This window comes from Bifidobacterium sp. (assembly GCF_051876855.1).
Lineage (GTDB): Bacteria > Actinomycetota > Actinomycetes > Actinomycetales > Bifidobacteriaceae > Bifidobacterium.
Genome location: NZ_JBJEIH010000105.1, coordinates 7,010 through 24,312, shown reverse-complemented (window position 1 = coordinate 24,312; position 17,303 = coordinate 7,010). Strand labels below are relative to the sequence as shown.

At 61.9% G+C, this 17,303-nt stretch carries 11 protein-coding genes and 1 pseudogene; 10 read left to right on the top strand and 2 right to left on the bottom strand.

What is annotated here, in order from left to right; genetic code table 11:
* Window positions 1-204 precede the first annotated feature (204 nt).
* The 7 genes and pseudogenes from ACI38B_RS07095 to ACI38B_RS07065 all read left to right on the top strand — a co-directional run bounded on the left by ACI38B_RS07095 (window position 205) and on the right by ACI38B_RS07065 (window position 9,154).
* Window positions 205-795, top strand: a complete 591-nt coding sequence (locus ACI38B_RS07095) for an IS607 family transposase (protein WP_439730130.1) — start codon at window positions 205-207, stop codon at window positions 793-795.
* A pseudogene (gene tnpB, locus ACI38B_RS07090) lies at window positions 782-2,079 on the top strand (IS607 family element RNA-guided endonuclease TnpB). The gene ACI38B_RS07095 and the pseudogene tnpB overlap by 14 nt, the downstream one beginning before the upstream one ends.
* A 252-nt stretch (window positions 2,080-2,331) precedes the next feature.
* Complete coding sequence (locus ACI38B_RS07085) at window positions 2,332-4,185, top strand: aryl-sulfate sulfotransferase (RefSeq protein WP_439730129.1); 1,854 nt, start codon at window positions 2,332-2,334, stop codon at window positions 4,183-4,185.
* 602 nt (window positions 4,186-4,787) lie between these two features.
* Window positions 4,788-7,001: a RecQ family ATP-dependent DNA helicase gene (locus tag ACI38B_RS07080; protein ID WP_439730128.1), complete on the top strand. Its 2,214-nt coding sequence runs from the start codon at window positions 4,788-4,790 to the stop codon at window positions 6,999-7,001.
* A gap of 44 nt (window positions 7,002-7,045) precedes the next feature.
* On the top strand, window positions 7,046-7,708 hold the full coding sequence (locus ACI38B_RS07075) for a ferritin (RefSeq protein ID WP_439730127.1): 663 nt from the start codon (window positions 7,046-7,048) through the stop codon (window positions 7,706-7,708).
* A 215-nt stretch (window positions 7,709-7,923) separates the two neighbouring features.
* Entirely contained in the window at window positions 7,924-8,430 is a 507-nt protein-coding gene (locus ACI38B_RS07070) for an S-ribosylhomocysteine lyase (RefSeq protein ID WP_015450757.1), read from the top strand.
* Window positions 8,431-8,668: 238 nt separating this feature from the next.
* The gene (locus ACI38B_RS07065; protein WP_015450756.1) at window positions 8,669-9,154 is read left to right on the top strand and encodes a GNAT family N-acetyltransferase; all 486 of its coding nucleotides are present in this window, start codon (window positions 8,669-8,671) and stop codon (window positions 9,152-9,154) included.
* Window positions 9,155-9,338: 184 nt separating this feature from the next.
* On the opposite strand, the gene ACI38B_RS07060 is transcribed toward ACI38B_RS07065, so the two are convergent.
* Entirely contained in the window at window positions 9,339-10,853 is a 1,515-nt protein-coding gene (locus tag ACI38B_RS07060) for an APC family permease (protein ID WP_439730126.1), read from the bottom strand.
* Between the two features lie 221 nt (window positions 10,854-11,074).
* Here ACI38B_RS07060 and alr point away from each other — a divergent pair, with 221 nt between their 5' ends.
* The 3 genes from alr (at window position 11,075) to dnaG (ending at window position 16,472) form a co-directional block, all read left to right on the top strand.
* Entirely contained in the window at window positions 11,075-12,433 is a 1,359-nt protein-coding gene (alr, locus tag ACI38B_RS07055) for an alanine racemase (RefSeq protein ID WP_439730125.1), read from the top strand.
* Between the two features lie 254 nt (window positions 12,434-12,687).
* Window positions 12,688-13,974 carry a deoxyguanosinetriphosphate triphosphohydrolase gene (locus tag ACI38B_RS07050; protein ID WP_439730124.1) on the top strand — a complete coding sequence of 429 codons (1,287 nt, stop codon included), beginning with the start codon at window positions 12,688-12,690 and terminating at the stop codon, window positions 13,972-13,974.
* A gap of 398 nt (window positions 13,975-14,372) precedes the next feature.
* The gene (gene dnaG / locus ACI38B_RS07045; protein WP_439730123.1) at window positions 14,373-16,472 is read left to right on the top strand and encodes a DNA primase; all 2,100 of its coding nucleotides are present in this window, start codon (window positions 14,373-14,375) and stop codon (window positions 16,470-16,472) included.
* Window positions 16,473-16,493: 21 nt separating this feature from the next.
* On the opposite strand, the gene ACI38B_RS07040 is transcribed toward dnaG, so the two are convergent.
* On the bottom strand, window positions 16,494-17,303 hold an 810-nt coding region (locus ACI38B_RS07040; RefSeq protein WP_439730122.1), incomplete at its 5' end, for an aminodeoxychorismate lyase.

Genomic DNA, 17,303 nt, shown 5'->3' with positions numbered 1-17,303 from the left:
ACACTCGGCGACCGGGCCCCGCGGCGCGGGACCCACTAACCAATGTAATGGGGATTGCGTGCGAAGATTCGCGGGATTTCGGCACAGTGAGCTGCGGCTGAGGGGCTTTCGACACACAGACGCCGACGGGGGTATCGGCGGGGGCATTCATCTGTAGGTATATGAGTTGTTTATCATTGCGTATCGTATGCTATCATTGATGGCATGCAGGTTCGCGAATGGGCGGAACGGGAACACCTCAACCCGTATACCGTGTGGAAATGGTGCCGGGAGGGCAGGATGCCCGTCCCGGTGGAGCATACGCCCACCGGCATGTGGCTCATCCACGACCCAAAATACGAGACCATACCCACGCCTACGGCCGTGGGGCGCACCGTATGCTATGCGCGGGTCAGCTCCGGCGACCAGAAAGACGACCTGCAACGGCAAGCCGACCGGCTCAAGGCGTTCGCCGTCAACCTCGGCGTCAACGACGCGCAAGTGGTCACCGAAATCGGGTCCGGAATGAATGGCAGGCGCCGCAAACTCAGCCGCCTGCTCAAAGACCCGACCGTCACCACGCTCATCGTGGAACACCGGGACCGGCTCGCCCGCATGGACGCGGGACTCGTCGAAAGCGCGTTGGAGGCGTCCGGGCGCAGGCTCGTCATCGTGGACGACACCGAACTCGACGACGGTCTGGTACGCGACATGACCGAGGTGCTGACCTCGTTCTGCGCCCGCCTGTACGGGCGCCGCTCCGCCAAACATCGCGCGGAAAAAGCGTTGGAGGCGATACGCGATGACCGCGTATGAGGCCGTCAAGGTCAGGCTCGACCCCACGCCCCGGCAGGCGCGGCTGCTCGCAAGCCATGCCGGGGCCGCCCGGTTCGCGTACAATCTCATGCTCTCCCATGTCCGCCTGCAACTGTCCCTCGGCGAGCACCCGGACTGGACGATGTACGCGATGCGCCGCTGGTGGAACGAGTGGAAGGACGAGATCGCCCCATGGTGGCGGGAGAACAGCAAGGAGGCGTACAACAGCGCCTTCGAATGGCTGTCCCAAGCGTTGAAAAACTGGGCGGACAGCCGCAAGGGCCGGCGTCGTGGGCGCCGGGTGGGCTGGCCGAAATACAAGTCGAAGAGGACGGGCATCCCCCGGTTCGCGTACACGACCGGGAGCTTCGGGCTCATCGACGGCGACCCGAAAGCCCTGCGCCTGCCGCGCATCGGACGCGTCCACTGCATGGAGAACACCGCAAGGCTCGTACACGGCAGGCGTATCGTGCGCATGACCGTCAGCCGCCGGGCGGGCGCATGGTATGCGGCGCTCACCGTGGAACAACAGCCCGACACCCGCCCATGGCGAAAACACGCCGCCGTGACTATCCGGTGGGCGCGGATCTGGGTGTCAAGGCCCTCGCGACCCTGTCCGACGGCACCATATTCCCCAACCCGCACGGGTATGACCGAGCACAGCGCAGGCTCCGCCGCGCCCAGCGGACGCTGAGCCGCCGCGACAAGGACGCGAACCACGGGCGCGGGTCGAACCGGCGGCGCAAGGCGCTGGACCGTGTGCAACGCATTTACGCCCGTATCGCCGCGCAACGCGCCGACCGTATCGGCAAACTCACCACATGGCTCGCGGCGACCTACCCCGACATCAGCATCGAGGACCTCAATGTGCAGGGCATGACCCGCAACCACGGTCTCGCCAAGCATGTCCTCGACGCGGATTTCGGCGAATTCCGCCGTCAACTCGAATACAAGACCGCACGCGCCGGCACGAGACTGCATGTCATCGACCGGTGGTTTCCAAGCAGCAAGACATGCCACCGCTGCGGGACAGTGAAAGCCAAACTGCCCCTGAGCGAACGTGTCTACCGTTGCGACGAGTGTGGCCTGACCATGGACCGCGACCTGAACGCGGCCATCAACATCATGGTCGCCGGGAGTGCCCCGGAGACCCTAAACGCGCGTGGAGGGGACGTAAGACGACCCGGCTTGGCCGAGGCGACGCAGACCTCTGTGAAACGCGAACCAAGCGGGCATGCGAATGCCGTGAGACTTGGAGCTGTCCCGGGCAACCGGGACATGTAAGCACAGGTTAACAATAACCAACATGCTTACAACGGTATTCACGGTGCAGTGCGACGCGTCACAGTGACCCATGTATTCGGGGCGTCTCCTCATATTCACCAAACACCCAGCTTGACGGGCTCGAAAACTCAGACGACACGAACCTGATTCCAACATCGGGGCAGCATCATGATGCTGTTTCAGCCGCGTGGCCTGTACGTATGCCCGAAGTCCCACGCGGCCCACCCAATCCCAGAAGTATGGAGGATTCCCATGCCCACAGGCAGCGCCGGCATGACGCCCGATGACCGACCAAGCAGCACGATCCAGCCGCAATCCGTTCCTGTTGCGACACCTGATATACCAGGCAATCCGGTCAATCCTGACGGCTCGGTTAACCCTGACAGCCAGGCCGGTCCTGACAATGCAAATAGCCCCGCGAATCCGCCGGAACCCGCTGCGCCGCGCACACGCCGTATGCGTCGTCGCGTGATCACCGGCATCGCCGTCGTGGTCGTTATCGCCGTGGCTTCGGCGCTTGCCTTGGTTTCCGTCAATTACCAGCGCAGTGCAGCCCAAAGCGCCATCACCAAGCACATCACGCAGGTATACACCAAGGAATATCAGGCGAAAGCCGCCGCGGACCTGGCGGCGAAGAAGAAAGCCGGCACCTACACCGAAGACCATATGCTCACCGTGGAGAACCCGTACGGCACCAACACTACCTCGCTGTACGTGTACTTCACCACGCAGGATGCGGTGAGCGTCACCTACACCGTCACCGCGGAAGGCTATCCCGACTTCACCGCGACCGCCTACCAGGCGAAGACCTACCAGAAAACCCATGAGTTCACGGTGCTCGGCCTGATCCCGAACGCGAAGAACACCATCATCTTCACCTTGAAAACCGCGTCCGGCAAGTCGGTGACGAAAACCATCACCCACCGCATGGGCTCGCTGCTCGGCTGGGAGGAAACCCGCGTCACGCTGACCAAGGAGAACACGTCGACCAAACTCGGCAACGGCTTGTATGCGATTCTCGGCAATGACTCCGAAGGCCAGGACTACATGTTCTACTACGATGACAACGGCGTGCTGCGCGGTGAAATCCCCATCCTGTACTACCGCTCGCACCGGTTGCTGTTCAAGAACGGAATTATGTATTTCAGCGTGTCCACGCATGACATCGTCGGCATGAACCGTCTCGGGCGGATCGTCAAGTGGTACAGCACCGGTTCCGGCTACATTCTCCACCACGATTATGTGATGGACGCCGACGGCAATTTCGTTATCCTCGCCACCAAAACCGGTCTGAAAACCATGCAGGATTACATCATCAAGATCGACGCGACCACCGGCAAAGTCAGCAAGTTGCTTGATATGGGCGAGTTGTTCGGCGACTACCGGGATGCGGCCACCTTCGCCTCCTTGGCGTCCGGATCCGGCTCCACCACCTGCAACGCCGACAACTGCGCGACCAAGAAAGACTGGATCCACTTGAACACGATCCAGATGCTGCCGGACGGCGACGCGATCGTCAGCTCGCGTGAAATGTCCACGATCATCCGCATCAACGACCTTGAAGGCACGCCGTCGATTGAGTCGATGATTGGCGAATCGACCTTCTGGAAAGGCACCGGTTACGAGAAGTACCTCATGACCAAGGACACCTCGGACGGCGACTGGCCCTCCACCGGCGGGCAGCACACCGTCACCTACGAGGAGGACGACAGCTTGAAAGACGGCCAGTACTTCCTGTACATGTTCGACAACAACTATGGATTCTCGCCCACGCGACCGGAATATGACTGGGCGGCGAACGTCGAAGACATCGAGACGAAAGCGACCAGCGGCACGAAGTCCTACTACTACAAGTATCTGGTCGATACGAAGGCGAACACCTACAAGCTCGTGCGCTCAATCACCGTACCGTATTCTTCGGTCGTCTCCAGTGCCCAGGAATATGAGGACGGCACGGTGATTACCGATTCGGGCAAGCAGGGCATCTGGGGTGTGTACGGCCCGGACGGCACGCTGATCGCCCAGTACAAGATGAAGACGTCGAAAACGTATATCTACCGCGTGTTCAAGTACGATTTCGAAGGCTTCTACTTCGCGAAAGGCTGAGTGGGGATTGCCGGGCGGTGGTCGCCGGTGCTTGCCGGTGGTTGTTCATCGGCGGTCGTTGATCGGCGGTCGGTGACTAGAGCCTGCCTATCCGCCCGCGGTGCGACTTCTCGGTTGCATGGCGGGCAGATATCGCCGGCTTGGTGCTGGATTTGTGAGGTATCTGGCTGCGGTGTGATTGTGTGGTTGCACAGCGGGCGGGTTGCCGTTCGTCGGGTGCCGGTGACCGGTGATATTTGCCTGCGGTGTGACTTTGCGGTCGCATTGTGCGCGGATACCGTCGCCCGGCTGCCGGTGGCCGGTGGTATCTGTCTGGTGTGTGCTTCTCCGGTTGCATGGCGTGCCGATGCTGCCGTGATGCCGTTGACATTTTGAGGTATCCGCCCGCGGTGCGATTGTGTGGTTGCACGGCGGGCGGGTTGCCGTTCGTCGGGGGCCGGGGCCGGTGGTATCTGTCTGCGGTGTGACTTTGCGGTCGCACGGCGTGCCGGTATCATGAGTTGTCTGCTGAGATTCGGCGGTATCTGCCCGCCGTGCGAGCCGTCGGTCGCACGACGCTCGGAGAACCTCCAGTTCCGTCGCGCAGGATAGACTCGGGGGATATGACGGCAGGGAATTCGGCGATGGACATCACGCGCGCGACGGGCATGACAAGTTCTACGGATATGGCAGATTCGACAGGCATGTCGGGAGTGATGGACAGATCTCGCGGCAACGCCGGGGGCGGAACGCCGGTACCAGCACACCCAGCAGTGCCAGCATCACCATCAGCGACACCATCACCATCAGCGCAATCGGCATCGCCGTCGTCACTACCATCGGCGCTCGCCGCGCTGAAACAGTATTTCGGCTACGATTCGTTCCGTCCCGGCCAGTCCGGACTTGTCACCGCGATTCTTCAAGGGCGGGACGTACTCGGCGTCATGCCCACTGGCGCGGGTAAATCCATCTGCTACCAGATCCCAGCCACCCTGTTGCCGGGCTTGACCATCGTCATCTCCCCGCTGATTTCCCTGATGCGCGACCAGGTGGATGCGCTCCAAGACGCTGGTATTCCCGCGGCGTACGTGAACACCACGCAAAGCTCCGACGAGCAGGACGCCGTGCTCACCCAAGCTGCCCAAGGCAAGATTCGCATGTTGTATGTTGCCCCGGAACGTTTGGAAACCGGGCGATTCCGGGATTTCGCCGTGCATACTCCCATCTCGCTGGTCACGGTGGACGAGGCGCATTGCGTTTCGCAGTGGGGGCAGGATTTCCGCTCCTCGTATCTGGGTATCGGCGAGTTCATTGACGCGCTTCCGGTTAGGCCGATTGTCGCCGCATTCACCGCGACCGCAACAGGCAAAGTGCGTCGCGACATCGTATCGCTGATTCACTTGCGCAATCCGTTGGTCACCGTCACCGGATTCGACCGCCCGAACCTGTATTTCGACGTCATCCGCTTGGAAACCAAACGCAAGACCGCATGGATTGCGCACTACGTGGCCACACACCCCGGCGAATCCGGCATCGTGTATTGCGCTACCCGCAAGGAGACCGAGGCGGTGGCGGCTACGCTCAACCAAGCGGTTCCAAGCCTCATGGCGGTATCCGGAACAAATGGCGGCGTGGATTCCCCGGCAGGCTTGCCGGACGGCACGATTGCCGCCGCCTACCATGGTGGCATGTCGGCGGAAGACCGGTCGCGCACCCAGCGGGATTTCGTCACCGACCGTGTACCGGTCGTCGTTGCCACGAATGCGTTCGGCATGGGAATCGATAAATCCGATGTGCGCTATGTGATTCACCACAATATGCCCGAAAGCATCGAAGCATACTATCAGGAGGCCGGTCGCGCCGGGCGTGACGGCGAACCCAGCCGGTGTACGCTCCTGTGGAACGACAGCGATATCGTCACCCGCCGGCGTCTGCTTGACTTGAACGGTGACAACGAACGCTTCGACCCTGAGGAGCAGCAGATCGTCCGCGCCTCGAAACGCCGCCTGCTAGACGGGATGATTGGCTACTGCCGCACCACGCACTGCCTGCATGATTATATGGTCAGGTATTTCGCCGACCCCGAAACTGAGCAGGGACGGGCAAACTTGACTGCGCCCAACGGTCCAGCGCAGTCGGAGGCTCCGACGGCAAAATGCGGGAACTGCTCGAACTGCGAAGGCAATTTCGAGACGCTCGATGTTACGGACACCGCGCGGGCGATCAGCCGGTGCGTACACGATTTGGGGCAGGGCTACGGTATGGGCAAGATCGTGGCGGTCCTGCGCGGTTCCAAAGCTCAGGATCTGCTCAATCGCGGCCTCGATAAGGTGCCGAGCTACGGCGTGCTGGGCAGTGTCCCCGAAGCGCGGATCCGCGACGTGCTCAACCAGATGAGTGTCGACGGTTTCCTCACGATCACCGAAGGCCGGCTGCCCATCGTCCAATTCGGGCCGCTCGCCGCGCAGACGGTCGCCCCTGATTTTCATTACGAAATCAAGCGTATCCAACGGCAGGCGAGTGGCCGATCGCGTGCCGCGGGCGCGACCGGAGGCGTGTTCGGCCAGGGCGCTACGGCCATGCAAGCGCAGGATGCCGCGGAATTCACTGAGGCGGACGAGCAGCTGTTCCAACGGTTGCGCGCCTTGCGCCGCAGCATCGCACAGGAAATCGGCAAGCCGCCGTATATCGTGTTCTCCGACCGTTCGCTGCGTGACATGGTCCGGCTCAAACCCTCCAATGATCAGGAATTCCTTGAAGTCAGCGGGGTGGGGGAGAACAAGTTGCGCCAGTATGGTGCGAAGTTCATGGAGGCCATCGCGCAAGATCGGTCGTGACACGCCGGCGAGCCTCCCACACCTTGCTGCCTGGCGGCGATAGCATGAACCGTGTCGTCATCGAAGACGATAGCGACGGCGAAGACGACACCGGTATCGGCGGGTGCCGCGGGAATATGGCCATTGCGCCATTCCGCCCGCCCGCACGACCGGAGCACAACGCACGCCGGAAAAGCAAGGAGGCTGACATGATGGACCGTCATCTCAGGGAACTACTGAACGACCAGTTCAACAAGGAGCTCTATTCCGCCTATCTATATATGGATTTCGCGGATTATTATCACACCCGTGGCCTGCATGGCTTCGGCAACTGGTACGACGTGCAGGTGCAGGAGGAACGTGACCATGCGATGCTCATGCGCGCATGGATGCTCAAGCGCGGCGAAACCATTGAACTGCTGCCGATTGCCAAACCCGACAAAACCATTACAGGCGACGCCGATCCGCTGCATTTCGCGCTCGCTCATGAACAGTATGTCACCGGGCTGATCCATACGCTGCACGATGCCGCCGAGACAGCCGGAGACGCAGACAGCGCGAAGTTCCTCGATTGGTTCGTCAAAGAGCAGGTCGAGGAAGAGGAGAACGCGACCTCGATGATTCAGCGGTATGACAAGGCTGTCGCCGACGGGACGCTCGAAACGCTGGACACCGAGCTGAAAGGCCGTCGTTGGAAGGCCCCGTCGCTGCGCGTGGACATCTTCTGACCGGTTTGGGCAGCGTCGTTCGTCGAGCCGGCTGCTGCCAGAAAAATCCGTCGCCGAAGCGCATGCCGCCTGCGCCGCGCTAGCCGGGCATAGCTTTTTCCTATGTCCTATTCGCTCTCGCCTGCGGCGGCATGCATCCGGGCGGGCTAGACTAGGCATCGAAAGCGGGTGGTTCGTGTCCGCAACGCGGGCCGCCCCGGCATCGAGGAGGTACTATGAGCGATGAATCCAAGCCCACGCAGGACGGCAAGCCGGTTGTTGAAAGCTTCCAGCTTGATCACACGAAGGTGAAGGCGCCGTATGTGCGCTATATCGACACCGAAACCGGCCCAAACGGCGATGTGATCTCGAATTACGACCTGCGGCTGGTTCAGCCCAATGAGAACGCCATTCCTACCGCCGGCCTGCACACCATCGAGCACACCATCGCGGTGCTGTTGCGCGAACGCATCCCGGGGTATATCGACTGCTCGCCGTTCGGCTGCCGTACCGGATTCCATCTGCTGACCTGGGGCACGCACAGCACGGAGGATGTTGCGCGTGCGCTCAAGGAATCCTTGGAATTCATCGCCTACAAGGCAACTTGGGACGATGTGCCGGCGACCACGATCGAAAGCTGCGGCAACTACCGTGACCACAGCCTGTTCACCGCCAAGGAATGGTGCAAGGACATCCTGGCGAAGGGCATCAGCTCCGATCCGTTCGAACGCAAGGTGGTCTGAGCGGAGGCGTTGCGTGCCGGTATGTTTATCGGCGTTCGCGTGAGATAACGGCGGGATGTGTCATCAGACGGTGGCGCATCCCGCCGTTGCGCTATCAACAAGGGTGTTGGATTCGTTTGCCGCGTGTTGCGCGCGCCGCGTCACAGATGCTGTGTTATATGCCGTGGTAGGGTTGAGCAGGTTTTATCTACGGCTAGGAGACAGACTTATGGTTGCACGGCGATTTCGGCACGCCACCATGCGCGATTTTCCTGTGATGGAGCAAAACTACGAGCGTGCCCGCGAACTGATGGCCCGCAACGGGAACCCCACCCAATGGGGGCATACCTTCCCAAAGCCGGAAGTCGTGCAGGATGATATCATGCGTCATCGCAGCATCCTGCTGGTTGACGGCAGCGGCGCCAATGAGCGGATTCTCGCGCAATTCGCGGCTTGCACGGGCGAAGACCCGACCTATCAGACCATCGACGGGCAGTGGCTTGACGATGACGCCTACGTGACCATCCATCGCATCGCCTCATCTGGTCTGATTCGCCATGCGGCGCGGGAATGCCTGGAATGGGCGCTCAAACAGTACGGCAACGTTCGGGCGGACACTCATCCGAACAACAAAGCCATGCAGCATGTGCTTGAAACCTGCGGGTTCACGCGGTGCGGGCTGATCCAGCTTATCGACCGGCCGACCGACACCACGCGCATCGCCTACCAGCGCCACGAATGGTGACCAGCAGGTCTGCGCAGGTCGGCGCAGGTCAGCGGCCTTGTTGATTTCCGCCGCACACCTGCGTTTTGCTACACCGGCATCCGTTGCACATCAAGAATGCCGCCGATCGCGTTGAAGCAACCGGCGGCATTACGGTATCTGGTGTGGCGCTGAATTCAGCGCAATTTGCAATACCGGCAGGGTCTCAGGATTCGAAGGACACCAGGCTGTCGGAGGCATCGGCGTTGTCGTCAGCCTGATCGCCGCCGGCAAGACCGGACTGCACCGCCGAAGCGCCGCCTTCCGCCGCACCGAGCTTCGAATGCTTGCGACCGTACGCGAAATACACAATCAAACCGAGTGCGAACCAGATCACGAACCGCACCCAAGTCTCCCAGTTGAGGCCGGCGATCAGGACGCAGCAGAACACGATCGCCAGAATCGGTGTGACCGGAACACCCGGGGCGCGGAAGCCGCGATGAGCGTCCGGCTGGGTCTTGCGCATCCACAGCACGCCCGCCGACACGATGATGAACGCGGACAGCGTACCGATATTCACCAGTTCGAACAGGATGTTGATATTGATGAACCCGCCGGCGATCGCCGTGAGAATGCCGAAGAACCATGTGCCCTTGAACGGCGTGTGGAACTTCTTGTTGACCTCGCCGAAGAACTTCGGGAACAGGCCGTCGCGGCTCATCGCATAGCAGATGCGCGACTGGCCGTACAGCTGGACGAGCATCACCGTGGTCATGCCGATCAGCGCGCCCAGATTGACAACGAAGGCGAGCCAGTTGAGCCCGGTGGCGAGAATTACGCCGGCAACCGGGGCGTCCACAAACTTCGCGAATTCAGGGTATTTGACAATGCCCGTCATGATAAGCGTCATGATGACGTACAGCACGGTCGAGATGATAAGCGAATACAGGATGCCGCGCGGCAGGGTCTTGTTCGGTTCGACCGTTTCTTCCGCGGACGAAGATACCGCGTCAAATCCGATGAAGCTGAAGAACACGATTGAAGCCGCCGGAATGATGCCCATCGGCTTGGTCGAACCCGGTTGGAAGGTGTACCAGCCGTACGGGGAGAACGGTTTCCAGTTCGCCGGGTTGACATACCACACCGTGCATACGATGAACAGCACGATGATTGCGAGTTTGATCATCACCATGATGTCGTTCGTGCGCTTCGTCTGGTTGATGCCGATGGACAGCACCCACGTGATCAGCAGCACGACAATGAATCCGGGCAGGTTGAAATAGGTCGTGACCCCCGGCGTGGTACCGTATGCCGCGGTCAGTTCGACTGGCAGGTGTATGCCGAAACCTTCCAAAAGCTTGTTGAAATACCCGCTCCATCCAGCGGAGACGGTCGCCGCTTGGAGCGCGTATTCGAGAATCAGATCCCAGCCGATCATGAAGGCGATGATTTCCCCGAACGCCACATACGCGTACGAGTAGGCGGAACCGCTGACTGGCACCATCGATGCGAATTCTGCGTAGCACAGGCCGGCGAACCCGCAGCACACCGCGGCCAACAGGAAGGACACACACAATGCCGGGCCGGCGGTCAACGCTCCCTTGCCGGTGAGCACGAAGATACCGGTGCCGATAATCGCGCCGATGCCGAGCATCGTCAAATCGAAGGTTTTCAACGTCCGTTTGAGCGGCGTGGCCTGCGCGACCATGCTTTCGACGGATTTCTTACGTAGCAGGTTCATGAATTCTCTTCCGATAACGCGACGGGACAGGCGCCGCGACGAATGATCCGGAATCGGGGCGGGGAAACAGAATTCCCCATGATTCGCATTGCCTTCTCTTTTATAACCGTCGCGCCCGACGCGCCGGGGCGATGACGCGAAGGGTTCCACGATGTGGACAGGGAACCGCCGGGGAGGAAACGCGTGCGGCGAATGTTACCTCCCTGCGCAACAATGGGAGCATGACTTTGAGTGCAGTACCAGCATGGCAGTTTTCCTCAGCGCAGGGCGAGGCGAATTATCAGGCCGCGTTGCGTCAATATCCGGCGCAGGCGATTGTTGACCTCGCGGCGATGCGCGACAATATGCGTCATTTGGTGTCCGTGGTCGGCGGCCCCCAGTCCGGCACCGCGGTGATGGGCGTCGTCAAGGCGGACGCGTACGGGCATGGGCTGATTCCGTCCGCCCTCGCTGCGCTCGCGGGAGGTGCCACATGGCTCGGCACCGCGCAATCACATGAGGCGCTGCTGCTGCGCAAGGCCGGCATCGGCCCGGACCGCTGCCACATTCTCACGTGGGTGTACAACGGCACGCAGGTCCCGTTCGATGAGCTGATTGCCAACGATATCGACGTTTCCGTCGGCTCTCTCGCTGGCATCGACGCGCTCGCCGCAGCCGCCCGAAAGGTGGGTCGTCCGGCGCGCGTCCATGTGAAGGTCGATTCCGGATTTGGCCGCAACGGCTTCACTCCGCAGGGTTTCGGCGCGGCGCTCGACAAGCTGGTGCCGCTCGCCAAGGAAGGCGTGCTTGACATTATCGGCCAGTGGAGCCATCTGGCGGTCGCCGATTCGCCGGATGTCCCGGAATTCGTCGACGCAACCGACCGGCAGGTCGCCACCTTCAACGAGTTCACTCAGCGGATGCGCGCGGCTGGAATCGCGCCGAAAATCAGGCATCTGGCCAATACCGCGGCCACGCTTGACCGCCCGCAGATCCATTTCGAACTTACTCGGCCGGGCGTCGGCCTGTACGGGTACGAGCCCGATCCGGCCATGGGCACGCCGCAGACCTACCGGTTGAAGCCGGCCATGACCTTGCAGGCGCAGCTTGGCACGGTCAAGGACGTGGAATCCGGTCACGGCATCTCCTACGGCCGCACCTATCTGACGCCGCAGGCCACGAGCACCGCGATTGTGCCGGTCGGATACGCCGATGGCATTCACCGTTCCGCATCCGGATTCGATATGCAAGGCGCCAAACATGTCACCAAGCTTGGCGGCCCGGTGCGGGTCATGACCGAACAGGGGCCGAAGCTGTTGCGCGTCTCCGGGCGTGTGTGCATGGACCAGTTCATCCTCGACCTGCACGGCAGTGCGGCGGAAATGGGCGTCCATGAGGGCGACACCGTCGAACTGTTCGGCCCGGGCAGGGGAGAGGACTACGCCGAGCCGACTGCGGACGACTGGGCACGCGCGGCGGACACCATCAGCTACGAGATCTTCACTTGCCTGCGCAACCGCATCCCGCGCCTGTACCTGCACGCGCCCGAGGTGCTGCCCCCTGAGGATTTGGCGAAACTCGATCCGGCGAGCATCCTGTAACCGGGGTGGGAAGCGAGGCGGCTTCGGGTGCCGTGGCGTGCGACGCCTGTCGGGCCGCCCCGCCTGACTGCTTGAGTGCTTGATCGCTTGAGTGCTTCGTCTGCGGGTTGTCGGCGGTTCCGTTGGCGGCTGCCGCAGCTGATTGACTGCTGGCCGGAACGCTGCCTGTGGCGGATTGCCGAACCGCAATCGGCGATATGCGTCTGGAATGTCAGCGCTGGAATGCGCGACGGGGAGACGGGGAAAGGACGGATATGACGACCACAGCCGACGGCGAACGTGTGCTCACCACTGAAGGGTATTGTGCGGCGGACGAAGAGCGTTGGGCGCCTGAACCGCCGAAATCCCCGTCGCGCACAGCGTTTCAGCGTGACCGGGCGAGACTGATTCATTCGTCCGCTTTGCGCAGGCTGGGCGGCAAAAGCCAGATTCTGGTCGCAGGAACCGACGATTTCGCGCGCACACGATTGACACATACGCTTGAAGTCGCGCAAATCGGCCGGCAAATCGGCGCTCTGCTCGGCTGCGACCCCGATGTTGTCGATTGCGCGTGCCTCGCACACGACCTAGGGCATCCACCATTCGGACACAACGGTGAACGCGCGTTGGCGGCAATCGCCAAGGATATCGGCGGATTCGAAGGCAACGCGCAGACCTTGCGATTGCTGACGCGACTGGAACCGAAGATATTTCTGCCCGATGGGCGGTCCGCCGGGGTCAACCTGACGCGCGCCGCATTGGACGCCGCGGTGAAATACCCGTGGACGCTTCACGAGGCGGCCGCACATCCCAAAGGGGAGCGCAGCGTGAAATTCGGCGTCTACCCAGACGATGAGCCGGTGTTCCATTGGCTCAAGCAGGGGGCGCCCGAGGCCAGTACGCCGATGGAATGCCAGGTGATGGATTTATCTGACGACATCGCCTACAGCGTGCATGATATCGAGGATGCGATCGCGACCGGCACACTGAATCCGGTGGCACTCGCGGATAATCGCACGGTGGACCGGGTGGTCGAATCGGCGCGCGCATGGTATGGGCGGCAGTGGGACCCGGACCTTCTGCTGGCGGCGGTGCTCAGGCTGCGTGACGGAAAACTTCTGCCGGGTCGTTTCGATGGTTCCCGGCAGGCGTTGGCGCAGTTGAAGAACATGACCAGCGCGCTGATCGGCCGTTTCGCCGGATCGGTGGAATCGGCCACACGGCAGCGATATGGTACCGGGCCGCTGACCCGGTACGCGGCGCATGTGGTGGTGCCTGACCGGACACGCTATGAGATTCTGGCGCTTAAGGGGATGTCCGTGTATTTTGTGATGGCGCCACGCGAGCGCGAACCGTTCCATCAGCAGGAGCAGCGGATTGTCACCGATCTGGTGGACGTGTTGATGGCTGATTTGCCGAGGCCGAGCGACGCGCTGGAGACGGTGTTCCTTGATGACTGGCGGCAGGCGTCGAATGATGATGAACGGCTGCGCGTGGCGATTGACCAGGTGGCGAGCCTGACGGACGGGTCGGCGGCGACCTTGCATTCGATCCTGTGCTGAGTGTTGTGGCGTGTGATTATCGGCTCGCGGTGCGACTGTGCGGTCGCACGGTGGGTGGGTATCGGCTGGTGATTGGTGGAAGTCGTCGGTATCGGCCTGTTGTGTGACTGTGCGGTCGCACGGCGAGCTGGTATCGGTCGGTAGTTGGCGTGAATCGGTGGCATCGACGTGCGGTGTGACTGATCAATCGCACAGCTGGCTGGTAGCTCGGGCAGTGGTGGTGGTTTGGTGGGGTATTTGCCTGTAGTGTGGCTGTTGAATCGCACGGTGCGAAGGTATCGGGTGGGTTGGGACCGTGGGTCGCCGGTATCGGCCCGCGGTGCGACAGCATCATCGCACGGCACGCTGTTCTCCGGCGGCGCACGCCGCTGAACAGTCCTCGGGCTAGCATGGAACCTATGCCCGGGATGATCAAGAAAGAAGACGTTGAGAAGGTGCGCGCCGCCGCGGACCTGTACGATATCGTATCCGCGTCCGTCACGCTCAAGCCTTCGGGCACCGGCACCTATGTCGGCCTGTGCCCCTTCCATGACGAGAAAACCCCGAGTTTCAATGTCCGCCCGTCCCTAGGCGTCTGGCACTGTTTTGGCTGCGGTCTGGGCGGCGACGTTTTCGGCTTCGTCGAGCACCAGGAGAACATCGACTTCCGTGAAGCGGTCGAACTGCTCGCCGACAAATACCACATCGAACTGCATTACGACCAAGGCTCACGCCAGGGAGAGCACGCCGGGTCGAAACGCGCGCGTCTGCTTGAAGCGAACGAGGAAGCCCAACGCTTCTTCACCTCGCAGATCATGAGCAAGGAGGCGCTCGCCGCACGCAAACTACTCGGCGGACGCAATTTCAGCCAGGCCGATTGCGAGCGCTTCGGTTGCGGCTACGCCCCGCAAGGTTGGGACAATCTCGTGCGGCATTTGGCAGACAAAGGCTTCACCCAGCAGGAGATGCTGGACGCCGGACTCGCCCGTCGCGGCCAGCATGGCATCTATGACTATTTTCGAGGTCGGGCCACATGGCCGATTCGCGATTCGACCGGTCGCACGCTCGGCTTCGGCGCGCGCAAACTGTATGACGACGACACCATCGCGGCGAAGTACATCAATACGCCGGACACGCAGCTGTACCGCAAAACGCAGGTGCTTTACGGCATTGATCTGGCGAAATCATCGATTGTGAAGCACCGCCAGGCGGTGATTGTCGAGGGGTATACGGATGTCATGGCCTGTCATCTGGCGGGTATCGACACGGCGGTCGCCACATGCGGCACCGCGTTCGGCGCGGACCATGCGAAAATCATCCGTCGCCTGATTGCGGACGATTCGCTCGGTGCGGTCCAGCTGGTCGGGCCGCTGAAAGTCGAAGGGCAATCGCTGAGCTCGCGCGTCGTGTTCACCTTTGACGGTGACGCGGCAGGCCAGAAGGCTGCGCTGCACGCGTTCGGGTTGGATTCCTCGTTCCTGTCGCAGACGTTCGTCGCCGTCGCCGACGACAATCTCGACCCGTGCGATCTGCGAATCCAGCGCGGCAACGAGGCGGTGCGCGCGCTGATCGACAGCGCCCGTCCGCTCTACGATTTCGTCATCGACACGGCAATCGACCGCTTCGACACCCAGTACGCCACCGGGCAGATGGGGGCGGTCAAGGCCGCCGCGCCGCTGATTGCGCAGATCCGCGACCGTTCGCTGCTTGACTTGTATACGCGCAAGGCGACCCGGCGCATCGGCATCGACCTGGATATCATGCAGCGCGAGGTCAGACAGGCCAGACGGCAGTACAACGTGCGCGACGAGGACGCCTACGCGCCCCGCCGACGCCAGCAGGTGCGTATCGAGGAGCGTGTTGACCGCGATGACCCGTACGCGAATCCGGCGCGCAGGCGGGAGCTTGAGCATCGTGATGCCGCCAACCAGACGTATTTCCACATCGACGACGCGGTGTTCATCTGCGAGCAGCAGTTCATGGCGACGCTCATCCAGATTCCGCGTGCGATCGACCGTGAATGGTTTGCCCAATTGACTCTGGCGAATTTCATGACCCCGGTGTTCCGCACGCTGTTCCAGGCGATTGCGGCTGCCGGCGGATTGCCGACGGATGACACCCCGCAAGGCTTGTGGATGCACAATCTGACCAAGGCAGGCGGCCCGATGCTCCAATCGGTGATTGACGAGCTTGCCGTGATGCCGTTGCCGTTGCCGACCCCGCCGAACCAACAGTCGGCGCCTGGTGCGGGTGACGGACAAGGCGCCGGTGTCGCCGGAGCGCCCGGCGTCGCCGACGTCCAGCTGCGGGAGCCGACCCAGGGGGAGCGCCAGTACGCGTCCGAACTGTTGGCCCGTCTGCTTGATATCGGTTACATGCGCAGAATCGGCGCGGCCAGACGCCGTATGGCCCAGCTGCCGGACGGCGAGGAGAAAATCGCGCTGCTCGGTAGCATCACCACGCTTGAAACCGCGCGCAAGGACTTGCAAGCGCAGGTGTACAACAACACGGTCGGGTAGCCTCGGGCAGAACGACGCCCCTTACGCGTCGTATTCCCCGCTCGGTCCGATCGTCAGCGCGTCATCATGCGTGCGCCCGCTGTGGATGGCCTCGTTCATCGCCCGGATCTCGTCCATATCCACCGCATATGCCTTGCCGTCCAGCTCCTTGACCGGAACCACCCAGCCGCCGTGCGTCATATACAACGCATCCGCATCCCGCAGCTCGTCAACCGGCAGCTTGCGGTACGCGGTCCGCTTGCCTTCCTCAAGCGCCCACGCGAACAGTTCACGCTGTGACGTGCCGTTCAGGATGCCGATGCGCGGGTCCGGCGTGACATACGTATCCCCGTACCGCGCGACGATGCTGCTGTTGGGGCATTCCAGCGTATACCCGTCCGTTGTGGTGGTGACCGCGTCGCCGACCCCGCGGCGGTCACATTCCCGGTGCATTGCCTGGTTGACCGCATAACTCAGGGTTTTCGCGCCGTTGAGCAGCCATGGCGCTTTCGCTGTGATATCCGACGGGTATCCGCGGGTGAGCGTCGCCATGGTGATCGGCTCGATGCTGTGCCCCGCACCTTCGCCGTCAAGGAAGATCCATACGCTCGGCGGCAATGGCCCGTTGTTTGAACGTTTCGCTTCAACCCCGATGCCCGTGGTCGGGTCAAGCCCGCGGGAGACGAGAATGCGCAGCATGGGCGCTTCCTCGGCGCCGTCGTAGGCGTCGATCACCCCTTGGCAGGCATCGGTGAACGCGTCGACATCTGGCTCGGGCATGTCCACCAGTGCGGCGGAATGGGCGAGCCGTTTGAGATGGTTTTCCAAGGATACGGGGAATCCCCGGTAGAC

Coding starts and splice junctions, on each gene's coding strand:
- ACI38B_RS07050 (WP_439730124.1), top strand. CDS start 12,688: ATGACGACCACAGCCGACGGCGAACGTGTGCTCACCACTGAAGGGTAT.
- ACI38B_RS07065 (WP_015450756.1), top strand. CDS start 8,669: ATGCGCGATTTTCCTGTGATGGAGCAAAACTACGAGCGTGCCCGCGAA.
- ACI38B_RS07080 (WP_439730128.1), top strand. CDS start 4,788: ATGACGGCAGGGAATTCGGCGATGGACATCACGCGCGCGACGGGCATG.
- ACI38B_RS07075 (WP_439730127.1), top strand. CDS start 7,046: ATGAACCGTGTCGTCATCGAAGACGATAGCGACGGCGAAGACGACACC.
- ACI38B_RS07085 (WP_439730129.1), top strand. CDS start 2,332: ATGCCCACAGGCAGCGCCGGCATGACGCCCGATGACCGACCAAGCAGC.
- ACI38B_RS07070 (WP_015450757.1), top strand. CDS start 7,924: ATGAGCGATGAATCCAAGCCCACGCAGGACGGCAAGCCGGTTGTTGAA.
- alr (WP_439730125.1), top strand. CDS start 11,075: ATGACTTTGAGTGCAGTACCAGCATGGCAGTTTTCCTCAGCGCAGGGC.
- ACI38B_RS07060 (WP_439730126.1), bottom strand. CDS start 10,853: ATGAACCTGCTACGTAAGAAATCCGTCGAAAGCATGGTCGCGCAGGCC.
- ACI38B_RS07095 (WP_439730130.1), top strand. CDS start 205: ATGCAGGTTCGCGAATGGGCGGAACGGGAACACCTCAACCCGTATACC.
- dnaG (WP_439730123.1), top strand. CDS start 14,373: ATGCCCGGGATGATCAAGAAAGAAGACGTTGAGAAGGTGCGCGCCGCC.